The sequence below is a fragment of the Geobacillus sp. Y412MC52 genome (assembly GCF_000174795.2).
GTDB lineage: Bacteria > Bacillota > Bacilli > Bacillales > Anoxybacillaceae > Geobacillus > Geobacillus thermoleovorans.
Genome location: NC_014915.1, coordinates 2,736,694 through 2,758,816 on the forward strand (window position 1 = coordinate 2,736,694; position 22,123 = coordinate 2,758,816).

Consider the following 22,123-nt stretch of genomic DNA (forward strand, 5'->3'; position numbering starts at 1 on the left):
TGTTTTCGTCATGAGGCCACAAACGGCAAAAGCGCCGCCCATGCTTCGTCTTTCCCTTGTCCGGTCTCGGCGGAAAACAAAATGAGCGGGTCGCCGTCAGCCATCCGCAGCGTCTCGCGCGCGATTTTCGCGTGTTTTTGATGCTTGCCGCGCGGCACTTTATCCGCTTTCGTCGCGATGACGATCACCGGGATCTCGTAATGTTTTAAAAACTCGTACATCATCACATCGTCTTTCGTCGGCGGATGGCGCAAATCAACGAGCAGGACCGCCGCCTTAAGCACCTCGCGCGTCGTAAAGTACGTCTCCATCATGTTCCCCCATTTTTGCCGCTCCTGCTTCGACACGCGGGCGAACCCATAACCTGGCACGTCCACAAAGTAAAACGAGTCGTTAATCAAATAAAAATTCAACGTTTGCGTTTTACCTGGCTTTGAGGAGGTGCGCGCCAAGTTTTTCCGGTTGATCATTTTGTTGATGAATGATGATTTGCCGACGTTCGAACGGCCGGCGAGCGCCACCTCCGGCCGTCCGCCGTCCGGATATTGTTCCGGCTTGACGGCACTGGTCACAAGCTCTGCTTTCTTCACATTCATCGCTTCCACCCCACCAGCGCGTGCGGCAGCACCTCATCGAGATGAGAGACGAGCACAAAGCGCAAGTCGCGCTTCACCGTTTCCGGAATGTCAGCCAAATCTTTTTCATTGTCTTTCGGCAAAATGACGGTTTTCAATCCGGCACGATGGGCGCTTAACGTTTTCTCTTTCAGCCCCCCGATCGCAAGAACGCGGCCGCGCAGCGTAATTTCCCCGGTCATGCCGACAAAGCGGCTCACCGGCTTGCCCGTCAAAGCGGAAATGAGTGCGGTCGCAATCGTAATGCCGGCCGATGGCCCGTCTTTCGGCACCGCTCCTTCCGGAACGTGGATGTGAATATCATATTTCTCATGGAACTTCGGATCAATGTCAAGCTCCTCAGCGCGCGACCGCACGTAGCTGAACGCCGCTTGCGCTGATTCTTTCATGACATCGCCGAGCTTGCCGGTCAGCACGAGTTTCCCATTGCCTGGCGCGAGCGACACTTCGATGGCGAGCGTATCGCCGCCAAACGCCGTATACGCCAGCCCGGTCGCCACGCCAACTTGGTCTTCCGCCTCCGCTCGGCCGTAGCGGTATTTTCGCTTCCCTAAAAATTCCTCAAGATTGTTTTCTGTGATCACAACCCGCTTTTTCTCGCCGGAAACGATGAGGCGGGCCGCTTTTCGGCAGATAGCGGCGAGCTGCCGCTCAAGCTCCCGCACCCCGGCTTCGCGCGTATAATGGCGGATGATATCGAGCATCGCGTCATCGCGAATTTGCAACGCCGCCTTTTTCAGCCCGTGCTCGGTGATTTGTTTCGGCAGCAAATGCCGCTTGGCGATATGCAGCTTCTCCACTTCTGTGTAGCCTGGTATGTGGATCACTTCCATCCGGTCCAAGAGCGGCTGCGGAATCGCCGCCAAATGGTTGGCCGTGGCGATAAACATGACTTTCGATAGATCGTACGGCTCTTCAATGTAATGGTCGCTGAACGTATGATTTTGCTCCGGGTCAAGCACCTCCAGCATGGCCGCCGATGGATCGCCACGGAAATCGCTCGACATTTTGTCGATTTCATCAAGCAAGAAGACGGGGTTGATCGTGCCTGCTTTTTTCATCCCCTGGATAATGCGTCCCGGCATGGCGCCGACATACGTGCGGCGATGGCCGCGAATTTCTGATTCGTCGCGGACGCCGCCGAGCGAAACGCGGACGAAACGGCGGCCGAGCGCTTTGGCAATCGAGCGGGCGAGCGACGTTTTGCCGACCCCCGGCGGTCCGGCGAGGCAAAGAATCGGACCTTTTAACGATTTCGTCAGCTGCTTGACGGATAAAAATTCAAGCACCCGTTCTTTCACTTTATCGAGCCCGTAATGCTCCTCGTTTAAAATCGCTTCCGCCCGCTTAATGTCGTGGATGTCTTCCGTTTCTTTCGACCACGGCAAGGCGATGAGCCAATCGAGGTAGTTGCGAATGACTGCGCTTTCCGCTGAGGTCGCCGGAATTTTTTCATAGCGGTCAAGCTCTTTCAATGCCGTTTGTTTCACATGCTCCGGCATGCCGGCCGCCTCGATTTTTTCTTTCAGCTCCTCGACTTCGCCCGTTTTTCCTTCTTTTTCGCCAAGCTCTTTTTGAATCGCCTTCATTTGCTCGCGCAAATAATACTCTTTTTGCGTCCGCTCCATCGACTGCTTGACGCGGGCGCTGATCTTTTTCTCAAGCTGGAGCACTTCTTTTTCGTTGTGCAAAATTTGGATGATTTTGTTGAGGCGCTCTTTCACGTCGATCGTTTCTAAAATGCGCTGCTTTTCCTCAAGCTTAAGCGGCAAGTGCGAGGCGATGATGTCCGCCATTCGCCCCGGCTCATCGATGTCGACGATCGAGGCGTAAATGTCGACCGACAGCCGCTTGGACAAGTTTATGTACTGCTCGAAATATTCAAGCATCGTCCGCTTGAGCGCCTCATCTTCTAAATCTTTCGCCGCCCGATCAGCAAACTTTTCGACTTTGACGAGAAAGTACGGCTCCTCGCTGATCACTTCCGTAATGAGCGCCCGAGCGACGCCTTCGACAAGCACGCGGAACGTGCCGTTCGGGAGTTTTAGAAGTTGCTTGACGCGCGCGATCGTTCCCATTTTATATAAGTCATCCATGTCCGGTTCGTCGATGGCAACGTCTTTTTGCGACGTCAGCAAAATCATATGATCCTCAACCATGGCTTGTTCGAGCGCTTTGACCGATTTCTCGCGCCCGACATCCAAATGGAGCACCATCGTCGGAAACACGAGCAGCCCACGCAGCGGCAAAAGCGGAACGACCGTCTCCTTTTTCTTTCCGTTCACGCCGAACACCTCCATCTCTCGCTTCTATTCGTTTATTGTATAGTACGGCAGCCGGGTTTGTAAAATTTGACGAACGAAAAAGCGCGCGGCGCTCCGTCTGCAGGCAAAGAAAAACCGACTTCAGCGACGATCCGCTTGCGCCGAAGCCGTACATAAAAGAGAGGCCGGGCGAACCGCCCGACTCGGTTACGAGCGGACCGCCCGCTTTCGTTGCCAATCGTTCGCCTTGCCGCCGTTTCCTTTGGCTAGACGAGCTTTTTCTCCGAGCGGTCCATAGCCGCTGGCAGCAGCGCGGGGCCGCGGCGGAGCGCCTCTTCGCCGAACACATGGACGAGCACTTCCTCGAGGCGGCGGACGGCGATGATTTGAATGCCGCTGACTTCGCCTAGCAACGATTGCATATTCTCAATCGGGATGATGACTTTTTTCGCCCCGGCTTGTTTGGCCGCTTTGATTTTGGCGAACACGCCGCCGACCGGTTTCACGCAGCCACGGATGCTGATTTCTCCGGTCATCGCGACCGTATGATCGACTGGCAGCTGGTAGATGGCGGAATAAATGCCGACGGCAATCGCCACCCCGGCTGACGGGCCGTCAACCGGCACCCCGCCCGGAAAGTTGACATGAATGTCGTAGCGGTCCGCTGGCACGCCCATCGCCCGCAACACCGTAATGACGTTTTCCGCCGAGCCGCGCGCCATGCTTTTGCGCCGCACCGATTTTTCTGCACTGCCGATGCTTTCCTCCTCGACAATGCCGGTGACATTGATCGACCCTTTCCCTTTGGCCGGCAAAGCGGTCACCTCAATTTCCAACAGCGCGCCGGTGTTCGGGCCGTACACGGCAAGGCCATTGACGACGCCGACCGCCGGAGCGGAAGCGATTTTCTTCTCATAGCGCGGAGTCATTTGGCTCGATTGAATGACCCATTCAATATCTTTGTCCAAAATGTTTTCTCGGTTTTCCGTGATGGCCAGGCCAGCGGCAATTTGCATCATGTTGACCGCCTCCCGCCCGTTGCGCGCATAGGCGGCAAGGAGGCGAATGCCGCTTTCTGACACGTTCAAGCGGATTTTTTCCGCCGCCTTTTTCGCGATGAGGGCGATTTCATCTTGGTCCAATTCACGGAAAAATACTTCCAGGCAGCGAGAGCGAATGGCCGGAGGAATTTCGTTCGGCGTGCGCGTCGTCGCCCCGACAAGACGGAAATCAGCCGGCAGTCCATTTTGGAAAATATCGTGAATATGGCTTGGGATTTGCGGATTTTCTTTGCTGTAATAGGCGCTTTCAAAAAATACTTTCCGGTCCTCAAGCACTTTCAACAACTTGTTCATTTGGATCGGATGAAGCTCGCCGATTTCGTCGATGAATAAAACGCCCCCGTGGGCGTTCGTCACCGCCCCTTGCTTCGGCTGAGGAATGCCGGCTTGCCCCATCGCCCCGGCCCCCTGGTAAATCGGGTCGTGCACCGAGCCGATGAGGGGGTCGGCGATGCCGCGCTCGTCAAAGCGCGCCGTCGTCGCGTCAAGCTCCACGAACACCGCATTTTTCTTAAACGGGGAGAGCGGATTTTTTTTCGCTTCCTCAAGCACGAGCCGAGCAGCTGCCGTCTTGCCGACGCCGGGCGGCCCGTAAATGATGACATGTTGCGGGTTGGGGCCGCATAAAGCAGCTTTTAACGCCTTGATGCCGTCTTCCTGACCGACGATGTCGTCAAAACTTTTCGGCCGCACTTTTTCCGCCAGCGGCTCGGTGAGCGAAATCGAACGCAGCTTGCGGAGCTGTTCCATCTCTTTGCGCGACTCTTTATCAATCGAAACTTTTTGCACACGCTGCCCTCTTAGCAAATTCCAAAAATAAAGGCCGATGATGACCCCGAAAAACAGCTGGATGACCAGTACGATGTTCGTCCAATCCATGCCCCGATATCCTCCTGCCTTTAGATGGTATGTAGTATGATAGTATCTCCGCGAACTGGCGGGAATAAACCAAAAAAGCGCCGACCGGCGCCCAGGGCATGGGCGGCAAAAAAAGAAACCGCCGAAAAAAGGCGGTTTTCCCATCAGGCAGATGTTTTCCGTTCCAGCTCGATGACGGTGCCATCATGACGGATCAGCGTCGGCGGCTTTGTGCCGCGCACCGTGTCGAGCGTGATGATGCACTTTTGCACATCTTCGCGCGACGGCAGCTCAAACATCACATCGAGCATAATGCCTTCGATGATCGAGCGAAGGCCACGCGCGCCCGTTTTCCGCTCAATCGCTTTTTTCGCGATTTCACGGAGCGCCGCTTCTTCAAACTCGAGCTCAACGCCGTCAAGCTCAAGCATTTTTTGGTATTGCTTCACAATGGCATTTTTCGGTTTCGTCAAAATGTCGATCAACGCCTGTTCGTCGAGCGGCTCGAGCGTCGTAATGACCGGCAGACGGCCGATGAACTCCGGAATAAGTCCGAATTTGAGCAAGTCTTCCGGCAGCACTTTCGACAACAAGTTTTTCTCGTCGACATCCGTCTGGTTCATTTCCGCGCCAAAACCGATCACTTTTTTGCCAAGACGGCGCTTGATGATCGGCTCAATGCCATCAAACGCTCCACCGCAAATGAACAAAATGTTCGTCGTATCGATTTGAATGAATTCTTGATGCGGATGTTTGCGGCCGCCCTGCGGCGGAACGCTGGCAATGGTGCCTTCTAAAATTTTCAACAGCGCCTGTTGCACCCCTTCGCCGGATACGTCGCGAGTGATGGAAGGGTTTTCCGATTTGCGGGCGATTTTGTCAATTTCATCGATGTAAATAATGCCTTTTTCCGCCCGTTCGACGTCATAATCAGCCGCTTGGATGAGCTTTAACAAAATGTTTTCGACGTCTTCGCCAACATAGCCGGCCTCTGTAAGCGAGGTGGCATCGGCGATGGCAAACGGCACGTTCAAAATGCGCGCCAATGTTTGCGCCAGCAGCGTTTTCCCGCTCCCGGTCGGCCCGATCATCAAAATGTTGCTTTTCGACAGCTCAACATCATCGATTTTGCTGCCGGAATTGATCCGTTTATAGTGGTTGTAAACAGCAACGGCGAGCGATTTTTTCGCCTCGTCTTGACCGATGACGTACTCATCTAGAATTTCCCGAATTTCCAACGGTTTCGGCACGTCTTTAAATTCAAATTCCTCTTCATTGCCGAGCTCCTCCTCGACAATCTCGGTGCACAATTCGATGCACTCATCGCAAATGTAAACGCCTGGACCAGCGACGAGCTTTCGCACTTGGTCTTGTGTTTTGCCGCAGAACGAACATTTCAATTGCCCTTTTTCATCATTAAACTTAAACATGTCATTTCACCCCTTGCCAACGAAATCGCGCCTGCTTATGTATCCATTTCCGCCATCTCTTATGTCGTAAAAACGTATGTATTCGCTATTTTACCATAAATGTTCCTGAAAAAGCGAATGAAAAAAACTGTTATCTGTTTAGAAAAGTTTGAAAATTGCCGCTCAGGCGCTATTGTTGTGGATAAAGAACAAGGCACGAACGTCTCGCGCCTTGTTCTTTCCTTACATTTATTATTATGCCGCAACCTTGCTGTGCTCTACAAGAAAATCGACTGTTTTCCGCCATTTCAAATCTTCTTTGACGCCATCTAAGCTGCCGAGCAGCTCTTTCAGCTTGTCCACGCTCAGCTTGTAGGCTTCCGCCATTTTTTCGAGCTCTTTGTTTACTTCCTCGTCGGTTACTTCAATGTTTTCGGCCTTCGCGATCGCTTCAAGCGTCAACGCCGCGCGCACCCGTTTTTCGGCATCTTCTTTCATTTGCTCGCGCAACGACGCTTCATCTTGGCCGGAGAATTGGTAATACAACTGCAAGTTCAGACCTTGCATTTGCAGGCGTTGGTCAAATTCGCGAAGCATCCGGTCGGTTTCATTTTTGATCATGACCTCTGGAATATCCATTTCGGCGTTGGCTGCCGCTTTTTCGACAACCGCATTGCGCAAGGCAGTCTCCGCCTCGTTCTTTTTCGCCTCTTCCAAACGGGCGCGAATTTTCGCCTTCAGTTCGTCAAGCGTTTCGACTTCTTCATCGACGTCTTTGGCAAACTCATCGTCAAGCGCCGGCAACTGTTTCGCTTTCACTTCGTGCACTTGCACTTTAAACGTCGCCGGTTTGCCGGCCAATTGCTTCGCGTGGTATTCATCCGGGAATGTGACTTGGATTTCTTTTTCCTCGCCGGCTTTCATGCCGACAAGCTGTTCTTCAAACCCCGGAATGAACGTTCCAGAACCGATTTCAAGCGAATAGTTCTCCGCCTTGCCGCCTTCAAACGGCTCGCCGTCGACAAATCCTTCGAAATCGATGACGACCGTATCGCCGTTTTCCACCGTCCCGTCTTCTTTCACGACAAGTTCAGCGTAATCTTCTTGCAGGCGTTTCAGTTCGTTTTCGACATCTTCGTCCGTCACGGTTGTATCCATTTTTTCCACTTCAAGCCCTTTGTATTGACCGAGCTTCACTTCCGGCTTTACGGTCACTTTCGCTTTGAAAATTAAGCTTTTGCCTTTTTCCATTTGCTCAATGTCAATCTCCGGCATTGACACCGGTTCGATGCCTGCCTCTTCGACGGCTTTTGCATACGCCTCTGGCAGCAAAATGTCGAGTGCATCTTGATAGAGCGCTTCGACGCCGAAGCGTTTTTCAAACAGAACGCGCGGCACTTTCCCCTTGCGGAAGCCCGGAAGCGTGATGTTTTTCACCACTTTTTTAAATGCGGCGTCCAAGCCTTTGTTCACTTTCTCGGCGTCGACCTCAACGGTCAATACGCCTTCGTTCCCTTCAAGCTTTTCCCATTTGACTGACATCCTTGTTCCCTCCACCTGAAATCATTGCTCGGACCATAGCGCACTCCGCTTGTCCAGATCTTTTTATGATGCCCGATTATGTAGACAAGTATGCGAAAACAGATACATAGCACAGCCATTATATTATAACATACAACAGCCATGTTTCAACAGAGAACGAGCCATTAGAGGGAGGAAAGTTCCTCTATTTCGTATAGCTTTTGGCAAAGCCTTGCCATCTCCGCCGCCTCCACACCGTAGCGGTCGGCCAAGGCGGTCGCGTCAGCATCCAAGCCTAAAAACCGGCTCGCCATCCAATGGAGAGCAGCAAGCCAGGCCGCTGCATCCGCCGGCTCCGGCGGAAACGGGTACAACACATATGCATAGCGAAGCCAAATTTCCGCCGCCGTTTCGTACAAACTCGGGCTTTCCGCCGCGAGCTGCTGTTCAAGCCGACCCAGCAGCGATGAAGCAAATTCCGTTTCCGTCTGTTCGTCCAACGCTGACGGGACAACCTCCATGCAACGGCCAAATTTTTCAACCGTCACCGTTTCATTGACTCGCTTCCCTGTCAACAGGCGAAGAAGCATCGTTTTCGCCATCGGGCTTTTTTCCGGTGCGCGTAAATATTGCTTGAGCAACGGCAGCACCGGATCGATGTCTTCTTTTTCCAGTTGTTTAATCAGTTGCAGCTGCTCAGCAATGTCCCCGGACTCAAGCAGCCGTCTCACCCGCTTCCACTCCGCGGGCGGAAGCGTGCGGGCATTCATTTTTTCACTGAATCGAAGCAGCTGGTGAAGCTGTTCGCGCAGCGAAACGGATAACGACGGACGGCGCAAGGCGTGGCGGATCACGGTTTCGGCCTTGCTGTATCGATTCGTTTGCAACAATATGGCAATATACATTTGCAACAGTTCACCGTTGCCCGGTCGCTCGTCAAGCAAACCGGCAAGACGCCGCTCCGCCTCATCATATTCCCCAAGCTCATAGCAACAGACAGCCAACCCAAGCCGAACCGGAAAGCTGTGGTCGCCAAGCTGTTCGGCGGCGCGCAAAAAGCGGAGCGCTTCTTTATACCGCTTCGCCTCGAGCGCAGCAAACGCCTCTTCCATCAGCCGTTCTTTCGTTTGCGGAAACATGATGATTTTTCCTTTTTTCCCGGCCATCTTCGCCCGCTCCCATTTGCATTTACCATCAGTGTAACAAGTTTTCCCTCGCGAAACAACCCGCGCCTTGCTGGGTAACACAAACCGGTTGTTTGCCGAAAAGCAGCCGGCCCCTGGACGCAGGCGCCGTCAAACACGAAAAAGGCTGCTCCCGCCGATTGGCAGAGCAACCCATCTCTCCTTGCCGCCCGGAACACATGGCGCTTACGGCCGTGGACAATGCCGTCGTTCGTAGGCGGCGATATGCGCTTCGTACACAAACGTCAAATCAATTTCGTCCCATCCTTTTAGCAACAGCTGTTTTCGATACGGGTCAATGTCAAACGGACGCGAAAATCCTTCATCGTCAAATACCCGCTGTTCTTCAAGCGAAACCGTCAGTTCATAGTCTGCGCGCTCGCTTTGGCGCAGCAAGTAGCGGACATCCTCTTTATCCAGCCGGATCGGCAACAGCCCATTTTTTAAGCAGTTGTTGTAAAAAATGTCGGCAAACGATGGGGCAATGATTACGCGGAATCCGTAATCTTGCAGCGCCCACGGCGCATGTTCGCGCGATGAACCGCAACCGAAATTTTCGTCGGCAACTAAAATCGTCGCCCCTTCGTTTTCCGGGCGGTTGAGCTCAAACTCCGGATTTGGCGTGCCGTCGCTCAAATACCGCCAATCGTAAAAGAGAAACTGGCCAAAGCCGGTGCGTTCAATCCGTTTCAAAAACTGCTTTGGAATGATTTGATCGGTATCAATATTCGCCCGATCGATGCCGGCGGTTTTTCCGCGATGGATCGTAAACGGCTTCATCGTCCTTTCCCCCTTCCGTTATGGATGTCACTGATGGCAAAGGAGCTCGGCTTCCTAGGATGCCGCGCCGCCTCTTTTGCCATCACGATCGTCAATTTAACAGACCGGCTCGGCTTCAAGCTGGCGCACATCGACAAAATGTCCGTAAATCGCAGCCGCCGCGGCCATCACCGGGCTGACGAGATGCGTGCGCGCCCCTTTTCCTTGCCGCCCTTCAAAGTTGCGGTTCGACGTTGACGCACAGTGCTCGCCTTCTGGGATGATGTCCGGATTCATGCCCAAACAGGCGCTGCAGCCGGAGTCGCGCCATTCAAAACCGGCGTCGATGAAAATTTGCGCCAACCCTTCCGCTTCGGCTTGTTTTTTCACTTGCTGCGATCCAGGCACGACGAGCGCCCGTACACCCGGAGCCACTTTTTTCCCTTTCACGATGCTCGCCGCCGCGCGCAAATCGCTGAGGCGTGAGTTGGTGCACGAACCGATGAAGACGTGCTGCACCGGAATATCCGTAATCGGCGTGCCCGGCTCAAGCCCCATGTACTCAAGCGCCCGGCGCACCGCGTTTTGCTCTGTTTTGCTTTCAAATTGCTCGGGATGCGGCACGACGCCATCGACGGAAGTGCTCATCGCGGGGTTCGTCCCCCACGTCACCATCGGAGCGATCGTCGACGCATCGATTTCAATCGTTTTATCGTATTCCGCCCCCTCATCGCTTGCAAGCGCCCGCCACCGTTCCACCGCCTTGTCAAACTCCTCGCCTTTTGGCGCATATTTGCGGCCGCGCAAATAGGCAAACGTCGTTTCATCCGGGCTGATGAGGCCGGCTCTCGCCCCAGCTTCAATCGACATGTTGCAAATCGTCATTCGCTCTTCCATCGACATGCGTCGGATCGCTTCGCCTGTAAATTCGATAATATAACCGGTGCCGACGCCAACGCCATAGCGGCCGATAATGGCCAAGATGACGTCTTTGGCGGTCACTCCTTTGCCGAGGCGGCCGTTGATGCAGATTTGCAGCGTTTTCGGCTTATGCTGCCAAAGCGTTTGTGTAGCCAGTACATGCTCGACTTCGCTCGTGCCGATGCCAAACGCCAAGGCGCCAAACGCCCCGTGCGTCGACGTATGGCTGTCGCCGCAAACGATCGTTTTTCCCGGCTGGGTCAACCCGAGCTCTGGGCCGATGACGTGAACGATTCCTTGCTCTTCGCTGTTTAGGTCGGCGAGCGGAATGCCGAACTCGCGGCAGTTGCGCTCAAGCGCAGCGATTTGGTTGCGCGCCACTTCGTCGGTAATCACAAATCGGTTAACGGTCGGCACGTTATGGTCCATCGTCGCAAAGGTCAAATCCGGCCGCCGCACCTTCCGCCCTTTTTGCCGCAACCCTTCAAACGCTTGCGGCGAGGTCACTTCATGCACTAAGTGCAAATCGATGTACAATAAATCCGGTTTGCCCTTCTCACGGTAGACGACGTGGTTTTCCCAAATTTTATCGATGATCGTTTTCGGCTTCATTGGCTTTCACCTCGCACGTCTTAGGCATAAACGGTCATAATTTGAGCAATGGCCGTATAATCCAGCACCGCCGCTTTGATTTCTTCGACCATTTCGTTCGTTGATACGATGCGGCCGCCGCTTGGCGCCAAGTCGGCGGTGCGCAAACCTAGGGCGAGCGCCTGCCACACCGCGTGCTCTACCGCCTCCGCTTCCGCGGTGAGCCCGAACGACAGGCGAAGCATCATCGCTGCTGACAAAATCGCTGCAATCGGATTGGCTTTGTTCATGCCGGCGATATCAGGCGCTGAACCGTGCACCGGCTCATACAAGCTCGGACCGGAAGCGGATAAGCTGGCTGACGGCAGCATCCCGAGCGAACCGGACAACATGGAGGCTTCATCGCTTAAAATGTCGCCAAACATGTTTTCTGTCACAATGACATCAAACTGCTTCGGCGCGCGGATGAGCTGCATCGCGGCATTGTCAACAAGCATATGCTCAAGCGTGACGTCCGGAAACTGCTTCGCCACCTCTTCGGCCACTTCCCGCCATAGACGGCTTGACGAAAGGACGTTCGCCTTGTCGACCGAAGTCACTTTTTTCTTCCGCCCGCGTGCGAGTATAAACGCCATGCGGACGATCCGCTCAATTTCTTCCTTTTTATATAACAAGGTGTCCACTGCTTTTTCTTCGCCGTTTTCGACGACGCGGCCGCTCGGCTGGCCGAAGTAAATGCCGCCGGTCAGCTCGCGGACGATGACAAAATCGACGCCTTGCACGAGATCCGGTTTTAACGGCGAAGCGGAAACCAAACTGTCATAGCAAACAACCGGCCGCAAGTTGGCATATAAGTCGAGCTGCTTGCGAATGGCAAGCAATCCTTTTTCCGGGCGCAAATGCGGAGGGTTGTCATCCCACTTCGGACCGCCGACCGCCCCAAGCAGCACCGCATCGCTTTCTCGGCAAAGGCGGAGCGTTTCCTCGGGGAGCGGCGTCCCCGCCTCATCGATCGCCGCTCCACCGATCAATCCATATTCAAACGTAAACTCGTGGCCAAACCGGATGCCGACCTCTTTCAATACCTCGACCGCTCCGGACGTCACTTCTTTGCCGATGCCATCCCCTGGCAAGACGGCAATCCGATAGTTTCCCATTCTGAATCCCCCCGTTTTATGGTGTTGCCACTTTCTCGTTTTCGCCGCGCATCGCTTCGATCATAAACACACGGTTGATGGCGTTGATGTACGCTTTCGCCGATGCTTCCAACACGTCTTGTGCAGTGCCGCGCCCGCTCGTCTCGATGTCATGGGCGCGCACTTTGACGAACACTTGGGCCAACGCATCGCGGCCGCCGCCGACCGATTCGATCCGGTAGTCAAGCAGCGTCACCGGCGTTTGGAAGCAACGTTCCAATGTATTGTACAGCGCCTCGACGCTGCCGGCGCCGGTCGCCGCTTCTTGGATTTCATTCCCCTTCCCGTCTTTCAGTACAACTACCGCTGTCGGAATTTGATTCGTCCCGTATTGCACTTGGATGGAAGACAATTGGTAAAAATCTTTAAAGTGGTCGAACTTCTCTTCGAAAATCAACGCGATTAAATCGTCGTCGGTAATGTCCTTCTTTTTGTCCGCCAATTCTTTAAAACGGACAAACAGCTGATTGATTTCTTCATCGGACAACGTGTAGCCGAGCTCCTCGACCCGGTTGCGAAGCGCATGGCGGCCGGAATGTTTGCCGAGCACCATCGAATTCGACGGCACGCCGACGAGCTCGGGCGAAATGATTTCGTATGTCGTTTTTTCTTTTAAGACGCCGTCTTGATGGATGCCCGATTCATGCGCAAACGCATTTTTGCCGACGACCGCTTTGTTGGGTGGAACGACGACCCCGGTCAGCTTGCTGACAAGATTGCTTGTGCGCTTAATTTCCTGCAAATTGAGGCGCGTTTCCACTTGATAGTAGTCTTTGCGGATGTGAAGGGCGACAGCGATTTCCTCAAGCGCCGCATTGCCGGCCCGCTCGCCGATGCCGTTGATCGTGCACTCGACCTGCGTCGCTCCATGTTCAATGGCCGATAGCGAGTTCACCACCGCCATGCCCAAGTCATCATGACAATGAGCGGAGAGTGAAACATTTTCAATATTCGGAACATTGTTTTGCAAATAGAGGAAAATTTCCCCGTATTCTTTCGGCGTAATATAGCCGACCGTATCCGGAATGTTGATTACCGAGGCGCCGGCTTTGATCACTTCGGCGACGATTTTCGCCAAAAACGGCAACTCGCTTCGGCACGCATCTTCCGCCGACCATTGGACGATCGGGAAAAAGCGCTTCGCGTATTTCACCGCCTCAACCGCCGCTTCAATCACTTGTTCCGGCGTCATCCGCAATTTATGCACCATATGGATCGGCGAGGTGGCGATGAATAGGTGGAGCCGCGGCTCCGCGCCGCCTTTTAACGCCTCCCACGCCGCATCAATATCGCTTCGGACCGAGCGCGACAGCCCGGTGACCGAGCATGTTCTCACCGTTTCGGCAATTTGTTTGACCGCCTCAAAATCGCCTTTCGATGAGGCGGGGAAACCCGCCTCGATGATGTCAACCCGCAGCCGTTCAAGCTGACGGGCAATTTCCAACTTTTCTTGCAAATTCAAGTTCACACCAGCAGATTGTTCCCCATCGCGCAATGTGGTATCAAAAAACTTAATTTTTCGCACCTGGCACCACCGCCTCGATTTGTTTTGCCTTCACAAACGGCATCATGCTTCGCAGTTCGCGTCCGACAATCTCAATCAAATGCTCATTCTCACGCCGGTTGATGGCGTTGAACTCCGGACGGTTCGCTTGGTTTTCCAAAATCCAGCTCTTCGCGAATTTGCCAGTTTGAATGTCATGCAACACCTTTTTCATTTCCGCTTTCACAGCGTCGTTAATAATGCGCGGTCCGGTGATAAAGTCGCCCCATTGCGCCGTATCGGAAATCGAATAGCGCATCCACGACAAACCGCCTTCGTAAAGGAGATCGACGATGAGCTTCATCTCATGCAAACACTCAAAATAGGCGACTTCCGGCTGATACCCGGCTTCAACGAGCGTTTCAAACCCGGCTTTGATGAGCGCCGTCAGCCCACCGCACAGCACCGCTTGTTCACCGAACAAGTCGGTTTCCGTCTCTTCTTTGAACGTCGTCTCCAACACCCCAGCTCGAGCAGCGCCGATCGCTTTCGCGTAGGCGAGCGCCGTTTCTTTCGCGTGTCCGGTCACATCTTGGTAGACGGCGATGAGCGCCGGCACGCCCGCTCCTTCCGTATATGTGCGCCGCACGAGATGGCCTGGGCCTTTCGGCGCAACCAAGAAGACGTCAACATGATTCGGCGGGACGATTTGGCTGAAATGGATGTTAAAGCCGTGCGCAAACACAAGCGCATTGCCTGGCTCGAGTTCCGGCTCGATTTCCTCTTTGTACACGGCCGGCTGCTTCTCATCCGGCAGCAGCACCATGACGATATCAGCCTGCTTCGCCGCTTCGCGGACCGAGTATACGTCAAAGCCGTCTTGTTCCGCTTGTTCCCATGATTTTCCTTTTCGTAATCCAACGATGACGCGGACACCGCTGTCGCGCAAGTTTTGCGCATGGGCGTGGCCTTGCGAGCCGTAGCCGATGATCGCGACCGTTTTCCCTTGCAAATATTGTTCGTTTGCATCCCCGTTATAGTAGACTTTTGCCATGATTACCCTCTCCTTTGTCCTGTAGTTTGACACTCCACACGCCTAAAGGCGTGGGATTCTTGGGTCGTTAACGCCCTCATCCATTTCTGGTTCAGACAACGCCCAAGTTCCAACACTGGCAACGGCGATATAACGAAGTCCCAAATCAACGCCCATTACCTTGGTTTCTTCCCATTGTTGGACTTCAAATGTGATCGCAACAGCCAAGTACCATTTCTTTCTCTTTTTGTAGAGCTTGGCCGCCCCTTGTTTGGCGGTTCCATGAAACAATCAGCGCTGTTTTGTATGATAGCTGTTAAATAATAAACGCTGTTTTCTGGTTCGTCGTCGCTTTTTGCGCCCCGCGGGTGAACGCGGTCGTTCCCGTGCGCGCCACTTCCTTAATGCCGTACGGGCGCAATAGTTCAATCAACGCCTCGACTTTCTCCGGCTCGCCGGTCACTTGAATGACGAGGCTGTCTTTGCTTACGTCGACGATCGAGGCGCGAAACGGCTCGATGAGCGTGTAAATTTCCTGGCGGACCGCCGGAGGAGCGGCAACTTTAATGAGCGCCAGCTCGCGGGCGACGATCGCTTGGTCGGTGATGTCATTCACCTTCAACACATCAATCTGCTTGTTCAGCTGCTTAATGATTTGCTCCGCCGTCCGTTCATCGTCAACGTTGACGACGAACGTCATCCGCGAAACGCCCTCGATTTCCGTATGCCCGACCGTAATGCTTTCGATATTGTAATGCCGCTTTGTAAACAACCCGGTAATGCGGTTTAAGACGCCGGGGCGGTTGTTGACTGTCATCGTGATGATTCTTCGCATGCTTTCACCCCCACCATTTCATGAAGCCCTTTGCCGGGCGCCACCATCGGATAGACGTTCTCGTCGGCGCGGACATGGAAATCAAGCAACACCGGCCCATCCATCGCAAACGCTTGTTTTAACACTTCGGCCGCTTCCGCCTCCGTCTTCGCCCGCAGACCTGGCATCCCGTATGCTTCGGCAAGCTTGACGAAATCCGGTTGGTTCGGAATGAGCGAATGGGAGTACCGTTTGTCATAGAACAGCTCCTGCCATTGCCGCACCATGCCGAGCGCCTGGTTGTTGACGATGACGATTTTAATCGGCAGCCCTAGCTCCTGGATGACCGACAGTTCTTGGAACGTCATTTGGAAGCCGCCGTCGCCGACGATCGAAACGACCGTAGCGCTCCGGTCGGCGAGCTGGGCGCCGATCGCTGCCGGAAGCCCGAAGCCCATCGTGCCGAGCCCCCCGGACGTCACCCACCGGTGCGGCCGGTTGAACTTGTAATATTGCGCCGCCCACATTTGATGCTGGCCGACGTCCGTCGTCACGATCGCCTCGCCGTTTGTCATTTCATAGATCATCTCGATCAGTTTTTGCGGTTTGATCGTGCCGGCTTCCGGCTCATAATGGAGCGGGAAGCGCCGCTTCCATTCGTCAAGCTGCGCGAGCCACGCCGCGGTGTCCGCCGGCTTGCCTTGCTGGGCGATCAGCTCTTGCAAGGCGGCTTTCGCATCGCTGACGATTGGAATTTTCGTCGGCACGTTTTTGCCGATTTCCGCCGGATCGATGTCGATATGGGCGACGGTCGCTTTCGGCGCGAAATATTTTAAATTGCCGGTGACCCGGTCATCGAAGCGGGCGCCGATGTTGATGAGCAAATCGCATTCACACAGCGCCATATTCGCCGTATACGTACCGTGCATGCCGGCCATGCCTAAAAACAGCGGATGGTCGGCCGGGAAACCGCCAAGGCCAAGGAGCGTATGAATGACCGGAATGTTTTGCTGTTCGGCGTATTGCCGCAATTCATTGGACGCATTGGCGTGCAAGACGCCAGCGCCGGCTAAAATGACCGGCCGCTTTGATTGGCTGACCGCCTCGACAAGCCGGCGGATTTGCCAATGGTTCGGCTGCGTCGTCGGCTGATAGCCAGGCAAATGAACGTCTTGATCGTAATCAAACTCCCCTTCGGCCGTCGTAATGTCTTTTGGAATATCGATCAACACCGGTCCGGGGCGCCCGGTCGTCGCGATGTGAAACGCCTCTTTAATGATTCTCGGCAGCTCGCTGATGTCGCGCACTTGGTAGTTGTGTTTCGTAATCGGCATCGTAATGCCGACAACGTCCGCCTCCTGAAACGCATCCGAGCCGATGACGCTCGTGGCCACTTGCCCGGTAAAGACGACGAGCGGCAGCGAATCCATCATCGCGTCGGTCAACCCGGTGACGATGTTGGTCGCTCCCGGGCCGGAGGTGGCGATGACGACCCCCGGTTTTCCAGAAATGCGCGCATATCCTTCCGCCGCATGGATGGCCCCTTGCTCATGCCGCGTCAGCACGTGGAACACGCCGGCTTTATACAACTCGTCATACAGCGGGAGCACCGCCCCCCCCGGATAGCCGAAGATGACTTCGACTTTTTCTTCCTTGAGCGCTTCAATGAGCATCAGCGACCCGCTCATTCTCGCCTTCGTCCTCGCTTTTTCTTGTTCCTCGACCATTTTTGCCATCGTCGATCCTCCCTGTGATTTGTCATCCATATAAAAAACCTTTCCGCCCACGATGGCTGTCATTTCCAGCCAAAGGGGCGAAAAGGTTTCCTTTCCGCGGTACCACCCTTCTTCACGGCCGTGACGGCCGCCTCAGGAGCGGCCAGCCGAAGCCGGCCGCTCATTTTGGTAACGAGTGAAGCGCGCGTCTCCACTCGTCCAGCCCTACTAGCCGTCCGGCGTTCAGGCTGGCGCTCAGAGGTGAGTTCATCAAGCGGCAACATCACCGGTTCGCAGCTCCCCCGGCTCTCTGTGGATGTTGACCCCGCTGACTACTTATCCTCGTCAACGCTTTTTCGCTATCCACTTGTCATGGACGATCAACCGACATTGGCGTTCGTCGGATACACCTTTACTCCTTCGACGACCACGCGGCGGCGGAATTCTTCAAGCAACCGCTTGGTATGCGGTCCCGGCGTCCCGTCGCCGATCGTCCGGCCATCGACTTTAATGACCGAAATGACTTCGGCCGCCGTCCCCGTCAAAAACACTTCATCCGCGACATAGACGTCATGGCGGGTAAACGGCTCCTCTTTCACCGTATAGCCGAGATCCTCCGCGATTTCGATGATCGCTTGACGCGTAATGCCTTCAAGCGCCCCGACATACCCAGGCGGCGTGTAAATGACGTCGTTTTTGATGATGAAAACATTGTCTCCCGAACCTTCCGCGACATAGCCTTGATCGTTTAAGATCAGCGCTTCGCTTACGTTCGCCAAATGCGCCTCGATTTTGACAAGCACATTGTTTAGGTAGTTGAGCGATTTGACTTTCGGGCTCAGCACATCAGAGCGGTTGCGGCGCGTCGCCACTGTCACCACTTCGATGCCGGTTTCATATAAATGCTTCGGGAAGAGCGCGAGCGGCTCGACGATAATCACGATTTGCGGCGTTTTGCATTTGTACGGATCCAGTCCTAAATCGCCGACCCCGCGCGAAACGACCAGGCGGATGTATGCATCTTGATAGCCGTTGCGGCGGATCGTTTCGAGCACGTGGCCAATCATTTCTTCCTTCGTGTACGGAATGTCGAGCAAAATCGACTTCGCTGAATTGTATAGCCGATCTATATGTTCTTCGAGGCGGAATACGTTGCCGCTATAGACGCGAATGCCTTCAAATACCCCGTCGCCATACAAAAATCCATGGTCATACACGGAAATTTTGGCGTTTTCTTTTGTCACAAATTCTCCGTTTAAAAAGATCCATTGTTCGCCCACTTCGGTTCCCCTCTTCCTTGATCAGTCAGCAGTTGCTTTGAACGGCTCGATCATTGTATTGAGTCGTTTCTCTTATTTGAAAATTATAATAATCCGAAACCTTTGCGCCGTCAATAACGTTTTTTGAAAATTCCGATTGGTCGAACTATTTGAATGCGCTTACATTATGATAGAATCAAGGTTTTGCCGATTCAAAAAATTTTTTCTTTCTTGGCGGCTCATAGAAAGCGGACGCGCTCTAACTGCCAAAGACGAAAAACAAAAAATAGCGGACGTTTTGTCCGCTTAGATCGAAAAGGTTCGTTCCATTCCGGAAACGGGCTGCCCATTCACTTCATAAAATTGGACATGCGCGCGCCCGCCGCCGATGGTCAACACCGCGTACGTTTTTTCTTTTCTTCCGCGCGGCAAAGCAATGCTGCCGGGGTTGATGAACAATAACCCATCCATTTGCTCGGCGCCAGCCAAATGCGAGTGGCCGAAACAAACGACGTGAGCCCCTGTTTCTTGCGCGCGATAGGATAAACGCAAAAGCGACGTTTTCACCCCGTATAAATGGCCGTGGGTGACAAACAACTGAACGCCGCCCACCTCTTCGATGCGCTCAGCAGGAAACGCAGCGAAATCGCAGTTGCCGCGCACGACGGCAAACGGGGCGATCTCGTCCGCCCCCACCTCCAACTCCGAGTCACCGCAATGGATAAACAAATCCGCTTCATGGCGATGACGGTTGACAATTTCAGCAAGTTCGGCAGTCAGCCCATGGCTGTCGCTCACAATCACCGCCTTCATTCCGTCCGCCCCTTTCCACTGACGATCTCCTCCCACTGCTCATCGAGCTTCGTCAGCGCCTTGGCGCGATGACTGATTTGATTTTTTTCCTCCGGCGCAAGCTCCGCCATCGTTTTTCCCCACTCCGGAAGGTAAAAAACCGGATCATAGCCAAAGCCCCCCTCCCCACGCGGCGCTTCGGCGATATAACCATCGCATGTCGCTTCGACAACGGCGGTCGGCCGCCCCGGGATCGCGACGGCGAGCGCGCAATGAAAACGAGCCGTGCGCTGCTCCATCGGCACCCCGTCAAGCTCGCGAAGCAGCTTGGCGATGTTGCGTGCATCGTTTTTATCTTCCCCGGCATAACGGGCCGAATGAACGCCCGGCCGGCCGCCGAGCGCATCGACCACGAGCCCGGAATCATCGGCGATCACCGGCCGCTTTAGACGCCGCGACGCCGCTTCTGCTTTGAGCACGGCATTTTCCGCAAACGTGCTTCCCGTTTCTGCGACATCCGGAGCGTCCGGAAAGTCAAGCAGCGATTTCACTTCGACGCCCCGCTTGGCGAACAAAGCGGCGAATTCGCGCACTTTGCCGGCATTTTTTGTAGCGATGACAATCTCCTTCACTCTGTGTCCTCCTCTGCCGCTTCTTTTTTTTCGCCGATGCGCGCCGCCCACTCGCCCAATGCGCAGCGCTGAACGGCGATGAGCTGCTCGATGCCTATTTGCGCCGCTTCAAGCAATTCATCGAGCTCGGCGCGCGAAAAAACCGCTTCCTCTCCGGTCCCTTGAATCTCAACAAATTGACCGGCTCCGGTCATGACGACGTTCATATCCACTTTCGCCCGCGCATCCTCGTTGTAATCTAAATCAAGAATCACCCCATGCTCCGGATCGATGCCGACCGAGGTAGCGGCGAGAAAATCGCGGATCGGAAGCGCCTCGAGCTTCCCTTCTTCCACCAGTTTGGCAAGCGCCAACACAAGCGCCACATACGCACCGGTGATCGACGCCGTCCGCGTTCCGCCATCCGCCTGAATGACGTCGCAATCGATCCAAATGGTCCGCTCGCCAAGCTGTTCAAGATCAACAACCGAGCGAAGCGCGCGGCCGATTAAGCGCTGAATTTCCATCGTCCGCCCCGACACTTTTCCTTTGCTCGCTTCCCTCACATTCCGCTGCTCTGTCGCCCGCGGCAGCATCCCATATTCGGCCGTAATCCATCCTTTGCCGCCGCCGCGCATAAACGATGGCACTTTCTCTTCGACCGTCGCCGTGCAAATGACTTTCGTGTCGCCGATTTCAATGAGCACCGACCCTTCAGCGTGCTTCATGTAATGCGGGTGTATATGTACAGGGCGCAGCTCGCAACTGCTTCGTCCGTCCGCTCTCATCAGCTGAGTCCTCCTTTTCTCCATCTTCAACGGAATGCCAGACGCCGCATTTCTTTCCGCCTAGCGAAAAAAAGAAAGAGGCGGAATACGTTTCCACCTCTTTGTTATACCATAACGTCCTATTCGTTTCCAGCCTGTCAGCACCAACCGGTTAAAATGTCCCGGTATTGACGTTTTGCGGCCGAGCGACCGGTTTGGTGAGCGGCTTGCCGTCTTCCGTGACAAGATTGGCTTTGCCATTGACTGTGATCGCCACGCTTTCGACTCCTTTTTGCTCCGTGAGCGACAAAACGAGAGAATTCAACACGACGTCGGAAATGACATTTTTCTTGTTGCTTCCATAAATGCCTTCGTTAAAGTTGAGCGTCACTTTGCCATCCTCGTATTTCGGGGCATCGACAAGCTTCGCGTCCGGCTGAAAGACGCCGACAAGCCCGCTCCCTTGCTCTGGTCCTTGAATCAGTTCGTTGACGGCCGCTGCGATATCATCCTTTTCTTTATTGGATACGCGCCGTGTCACCGGCACATAGTATGTGCTGTTCCCTTGTTGGGCGACAAAATAAACGGTGACCGGATGCGTATTCGTAATGTCTGGCACGCCGTTCGCTTCCATATTGATGCCATCGGCGCGGCTTACCCCATCTTGGATCGGCGTTTTATTGACCGGCATCACGTTTTGATCGTAGCCGTTGATGCGGATTTTGACGCGCTTGATATTGTCAAATTGCGTCAATGTCCACGTAATGGACTGCAAAATTCGCTTTTCGTCCTCCGGCTTATAGTTTTTAAATTCCGGCGAAAAGTCAGCGATCAACGTTCCGTCTTTTTCCAATTTTGTGCCAAGCACCGTCGTTCCGGCCGGAATGACCGCGCGGAAGCCGTTCGGCAACATTTCTGACACGGGTCCGTCTTCAACCAAATATTCGAGTACTTGTTTCGCCACGGCCTGCGTTTTCGGCAATTCCACTGTTTGCGGCACGACAAAGCCGTTTTTGTCAATCAAGTACAGCTCTCTTTTCACCGTCTCGGTGGCCTTCGCTTTCTCTTTCCCTTCCTTTTGGCTTTCCGTTGCTTCCTGAAGCGCTTGGCCGTCTTTGACATAACCCGTCTCTTGCGGCGGATCGATCTCCTTCACCGCCTCATCTCGCCCAAACAAACCGCAGCCGCCAAGCAACAACAGCGAGGCGAGCAGCGGCGCCGCCCATATGTGAGTCGTCCGTTTCATTGAC

General features: G+C 54.3%; 18 protein-coding genes, 1 pseudogene and 1 other annotated feature. All 19 genes and pseudogenes read right to left on the reverse strand.

The annotated features are described in order from the left end of the window. Positions 1-8: 8 nt before the first annotated feature. Entirely contained in the window at positions 9-596 is a 588-nt protein-coding gene (gene yihA / locus GYMC52_RS13460; RefSeq protein ID WP_013144582.1) for a ribosome biogenesis GTP-binding protein YihA/YsxC, read from the reverse strand. Then, positions 593-2,935 carry an endopeptidase La gene (gene lon / locus GYMC52_RS13465; RefSeq protein ID WP_031212304.1) on the reverse strand — a complete coding sequence of 781 codons (2,343 nt, stop codon included), beginning with the start codon at positions 2,933-2,935 and terminating at the stop codon, positions 593-595. Before lon ends, yihA begins: the two co-directional genes overlap by 4 nt. Positions 2,936-3,165: 230 nt before the next feature. After that, a complete protein-coding gene (gene lonB, locus GYMC52_RS13470) occupies positions 3,166-4,839 on the reverse strand; it encodes an ATP-dependent protease LonB (protein WP_013144580.1) in 1,674 nt (557 codons plus the stop codon). 143 nt (positions 4,840-4,982) lie between these two features. After that, positions 4,983-6,248, reverse strand: coding sequence for an ATP-dependent protease ATP-binding subunit ClpX (clpX, locus tag GYMC52_RS13475; protein WP_011232128.1), 1,266 nt, complete (start codon positions 6,246-6,248; stop codon positions 4,983-4,985). 234 nt (positions 6,249-6,482) lie between these two features. After that, positions 6,483-7,769, reverse strand: coding sequence for a trigger factor (tig, locus tag GYMC52_RS13480; RefSeq protein WP_013144579.1), 1,287 nt, complete (start codon positions 7,767-7,769; stop codon positions 6,483-6,485). A gap of 164 nt (positions 7,770-7,933) precedes the next feature. Continuing rightward, positions 7,934-8,914 (reverse strand): tetratricopeptide repeat protein, encoded by a 981-nt coding sequence (locus GYMC52_RS13485; protein WP_013144578.1) that lies wholly within the window; start codon positions 8,912-8,914, stop codon positions 7,934-7,936. Positions 8,915-9,118: 204 nt separating this feature from the next. Then, positions 9,119-9,712: a 3-isopropylmalate dehydratase small subunit gene (gene leuD / locus GYMC52_RS13490; RefSeq protein WP_011232131.1), complete on the reverse strand. Its 594-nt coding sequence runs from the start codon at positions 9,710-9,712 to the stop codon at positions 9,119-9,121. Positions 9,713-9,808: 96 nt separating this feature from the next. Then, entirely contained in the window at positions 9,809-11,224 is a 1,416-nt protein-coding gene (leuC, locus tag GYMC52_RS13495; RefSeq protein WP_013524260.1) for a 3-isopropylmalate dehydratase large subunit, read from the reverse strand. A gap of 20 nt (positions 11,225-11,244) precedes the next feature. After that, positions 11,245-12,360, reverse strand: coding sequence for a 3-isopropylmalate dehydrogenase (gene leuB, locus GYMC52_RS13500; RefSeq protein WP_013524261.1), 1,116 nt, complete (start codon positions 12,358-12,360; stop codon positions 11,245-11,247). A 16-nt stretch (positions 12,361-12,376) separates the two neighbouring features. Continuing rightward, positions 12,377-13,924, reverse strand: a complete 1,548-nt coding sequence (locus tag GYMC52_RS13505) for a 2-isopropylmalate synthase (RefSeq protein ID WP_011232134.1) — start codon at positions 13,922-13,924, stop codon at positions 12,377-12,379. Continuing rightward, positions 13,911-14,936, reverse strand: a complete 1,026-nt coding sequence (gene ilvC / locus GYMC52_RS13510) for a ketol-acid reductoisomerase (RefSeq protein ID WP_013144575.1) — start codon at positions 14,934-14,936, stop codon at positions 13,911-13,913. The genes GYMC52_RS13505 and ilvC overlap by 14 nt, the downstream gene beginning before the upstream one ends. Positions 14,937-15,032: 96 nt before the next feature. Further along, a pseudogene (locus GYMC52_RS13515) lies at positions 15,033-15,206 on the reverse strand (RNA-guided endonuclease TnpB family protein); the annotation flags it as partial. A gap of 25 nt (positions 15,207-15,231) precedes the next feature. Beyond that, positions 15,232-15,750: an acetolactate synthase small subunit gene (ilvN, locus tag GYMC52_RS13520; protein WP_013144574.1), complete on the reverse strand. Its 519-nt coding sequence runs from the start codon at positions 15,748-15,750 to the stop codon at positions 15,232-15,234. Next, a complete protein-coding gene (gene ilvB, locus GYMC52_RS13525; protein ID WP_013524262.1) occupies positions 15,729-17,465 on the reverse strand; it encodes an acetolactate synthase large subunit in 1,737 nt (578 codons plus the stop codon). The genes ilvN and ilvB overlap by 22 nt, the downstream gene beginning before the upstream one ends. 70 nt (positions 17,466-17,535) lie before the next feature. Continuing rightward, positions 17,536-17,802 (reverse strand) — a binding site (T-box leader). A gap of 22 nt (positions 17,803-17,824) precedes the next feature. Continuing rightward, the gene (gene ilvE / locus GYMC52_RS13535; protein ID WP_013524263.1) at positions 17,825-18,724 is read right to left on the reverse strand and encodes a branched-chain-amino-acid transaminase; all 900 of its coding nucleotides are present in this window, start codon (positions 18,722-18,724) and stop codon (positions 17,825-17,827) included. 285 nt (positions 18,725-19,009) lie between these two features. After that, positions 19,010-19,516 carry a metallophosphoesterase family protein gene (locus tag GYMC52_RS13540; RefSeq protein WP_041469289.1) on the reverse strand — a complete coding sequence of 169 codons (507 nt, stop codon included), beginning with the start codon at positions 19,514-19,516 and terminating at the stop codon, positions 19,010-19,012. After that, complete coding sequence (locus GYMC52_RS13545) at positions 19,513-20,127, reverse strand: XTP/dITP diphosphatase (protein ID WP_013524265.1); 615 nt, start codon at positions 20,125-20,127, stop codon at positions 19,513-19,515. The genes GYMC52_RS13540 and GYMC52_RS13545 overlap by 4 nt, the downstream gene beginning before the upstream one ends. Beyond that, on the reverse strand, positions 20,124-20,894 hold the full coding sequence (gene rph / locus GYMC52_RS13550) for a ribonuclease PH (protein ID WP_013524266.1): 771 nt from the start codon (positions 20,892-20,894) through the stop codon (positions 20,124-20,126). Before rph ends, GYMC52_RS13545 begins: the two co-directional genes overlap by 4 nt. A 151-nt stretch (positions 20,895-21,045) precedes the next feature. Beyond that, positions 21,046-22,119 (reverse strand): GerMN domain-containing protein, encoded by a 1,074-nt coding sequence (locus tag GYMC52_RS13555; RefSeq protein WP_013524267.1) that lies wholly within the window; start codon positions 22,117-22,119, stop codon positions 21,046-21,048. Positions 22,120-22,123: the final 4 nt, after the last annotated feature.

Excerpts from the sequence above, each read along its gene's own strand:
- clpX (WP_011232128.1), bottom strand. The coding sequence starts at position 6,248 with ATGTTTAAGTTTAATGATGAAAAAGGGCAATTGAAATGTTCGTTCTGC.
- GYMC52_RS13485 (WP_013144578.1), bottom strand. The coding sequence starts at position 8,914 with ATGGCCGGGAAAAAAGGAAAAATCATCATGTTTCCGCAAACGAAAGAA.
- ilvB (WP_013524262.1), bottom strand. The coding sequence starts at position 17,465 with ATGGCAAAAATGGTCGAGGAACAAGAAAAAGCGAGGACGAAGGCGAGA.
- lonB (WP_013144580.1), bottom strand. The coding sequence starts at position 4,839 with ATGGATTGGACGAACATCGTACTGGTCATCCAGCTGTTTTTCGGGGTC.
- leuB (WP_013524261.1), bottom strand. The coding sequence starts at position 12,360 with ATGGGAAACTATCGGATTGCCGTCTTGCCAGGGGATGGCATCGGCAAA.
- GYMC52_RS13555 (WP_013524267.1), bottom strand. The coding sequence starts at position 22,119 with ATGAAACGGACGACTCACATATGGGCGGCGCCGCTGCTCGCCTCGCTG.
- tig (WP_013144579.1), bottom strand. The coding sequence starts at position 7,769 with ATGTCAGTCAAATGGGAAAAGCTTGAAGGGAACGAAGGCGTATTGACC.
- leuD (WP_011232131.1), bottom strand. The coding sequence starts at position 9,712 with ATGAAGCCGTTTACGATCCATCGCGGAAAAACCGCCGGCATCGATCGG.
- lon (WP_031212304.1), bottom strand. The coding sequence starts at position 2,935 with ATGGAGGTGTTCGGCGTGAACGGAAAGAAAAAGGAGACGGTCGTTCCG.
- ilvC (WP_013144575.1), bottom strand. The coding sequence starts at position 14,936 with ATGGCAAAAGTCTACTATAACGGGGATGCAAACGAACAATATTTGCAA.
- rph (WP_013524266.1), bottom strand. The coding sequence starts at position 20,894 with ATGAGAGCGGACGGACGAAGCAGTTGCGAGCTGCGCCCTGTACATATA.
- ilvN (WP_013144574.1), bottom strand. The coding sequence starts at position 15,750 with ATGCGAAGAATCATCACGATGACAGTCAACAACCGCCCCGGCGTCTTA.
- yihA (WP_013144582.1), bottom strand. The coding sequence starts at position 596 with ATGAATGTGAAGAAAGCAGAGCTTGTGACCAGTGCCGTCAAGCCGGAA.
- GYMC52_RS13540 (WP_041469289.1), bottom strand. The coding sequence starts at position 19,516 with ATGAAGGCGGTGATTGTGAGCGACAGCCATGGGCTGACTGCCGAACTT.
- leuC (WP_013524260.1), bottom strand. The coding sequence starts at position 11,224 with ATGAAGCCGAAAACGATCATCGATAAAATTTGGGAAAACCACGTCGTC.